The sequence below is a fragment of the Streptomyces griseus subsp. griseus genome (assembly GCF_000720255.1).
GTDB classification, from domain to species: domain Bacteria; phylum Actinomycetota; class Actinomycetes; order Streptomycetales; family Streptomycetaceae; genus Streptomyces; species Streptomyces griseus_I.
In genome coordinates this window covers 1-1,188 of record NZ_JOJE01000122.1, presented here as the reverse complement: position 1 = coordinate 1,188, position 1,188 = coordinate 1, and the positions used below count along the sequence as shown (strand labels likewise).

2 protein-coding genes are annotated in these 1,188 nt (G+C 71.5%); both read right to left on the bottom strand.

Features of this window, described 5'->3' with window-relative positions:
* Positions 1-58: 58 nt before the first annotated feature.
* Entirely contained in the window at positions 59-748 is a 690-nt protein-coding gene (locus IG99_RS43370) for an ABC transporter ATP-binding protein (protein ID WP_037684545.1), read from the bottom strand.
* Positions 745-1,188 (bottom strand): PadR family transcriptional regulator (locus tag IG99_RS43365; protein WP_037684543.1); only part of this gene is annotated, 444 nt, incomplete at its 5' end. The genes IG99_RS43365 and IG99_RS43370, both read right to left, overlap by 4 nt.

Sequence of the window (1,188 nt, the reverse complement as noted above, 5' to 3'; positions counted from 1 at the left end):
TCCCGCCCGCCGGCGAAGGCGAACCTGGCCCCCATGCCCAGGTCTCTGGCCCACTGCCTCATATGGCGCGCTCCATGTCCCTGGACCTGCCGTCCCGTACGACGATCTCGCGGTCGGAGTAGGCGGCGACCCGCGCCTCGTGCGTGACGAGCACGACGGCCGCGTTGGTCGAGCGGGCCGCCTCGGTCAGCAGCTCCATCACGCGTTCGCCGTTGAGGGAGTCGAGCGCGCCGGTCGGCTCGTCGGCGAACAGCACCCGCGGGTTGGTGACCAGGGACCGGGCCACGGCGACCCGCTGTCCCTGACCGCCGGAGACCTCGCCGGGCCGCTTCTTGCGCAGGTCGTCGACCTCGAGCCGCTCCATCCAGGTGAGCGCGGCCCGCTCGGCCTCCTTGCGGGAGGTGCCGTTGAGCCGCAGCGGCAGCGCCACGTTCTCCACGCAGGTCAGCTCGGGCACGAGCTGGCCGAACTGGAACACGAACCCGAACTCGGAGCGGCGCAGCGCACTGCGCTGGGCGTCGCTCATGGTGGCCAGCTCGCGGCCGTTGTAGAGAATCGACCCGGAGTCGGGCGTCACGATGCCGGCCAGGCAGTGCAGCAGCGTCGACTTGCCGGACCCGGAGGGGCCCATCACGGCGACGACCTCACCGGGGTGGATGGAGAACTCGGCGCCGTCGAGCGCGGGGGTCGGCCCGTACGCCTTGCGCAGGTTCTCGGCGGCGAGCAGGGTACCGGCGGGGAACGTCATGCGGTCACCGCCTCACGCAGCTTGTCGAGGCGCGCCGCCGTCAGCTCCAGCCAGCGCAGGTCCGCCTCCAGGTGGAACAGCGCGTGGTCGCAGATGAGCTGGTCGGCGAGGTCGCCCTTGCGCTTGCGGTCGGTCAGGATGCGCATGCTGCGCAGGTGCTCCGAGCGCTGTGTGTCGAGGATGAGGGCCGCGTCGCGGTGCGTGAGCAGGGCCAGCACGACCTTGGTGTACAGGGTCGACTGGAGGTACGGCTCGGGCGCCTCCGGCGTCGCGAGCCACCGCCCCACGTCGGTGATCCCGGCGTCGGTAATCGCGTAGCGCTTGCGCTCGGGCCCGCCGCCCGCCTCGATCCCGTCGACCTCGACGAGCCCGTTCTTCAGCAGCCGCGACATCGTCGAGTAGACCTGGCCGTAGTGCAGCGGCCGGTCGTGACCGAACTT

Excerpts from the sequence above, each read along its gene's own strand:
- IG99_RS43370 (WP_037684545.1), bottom strand. The coding sequence starts at position 748 with ATGACGTTCCCCGCCGGTACCCTGCTCGCCGCCGAGAACCTGCGCAAG.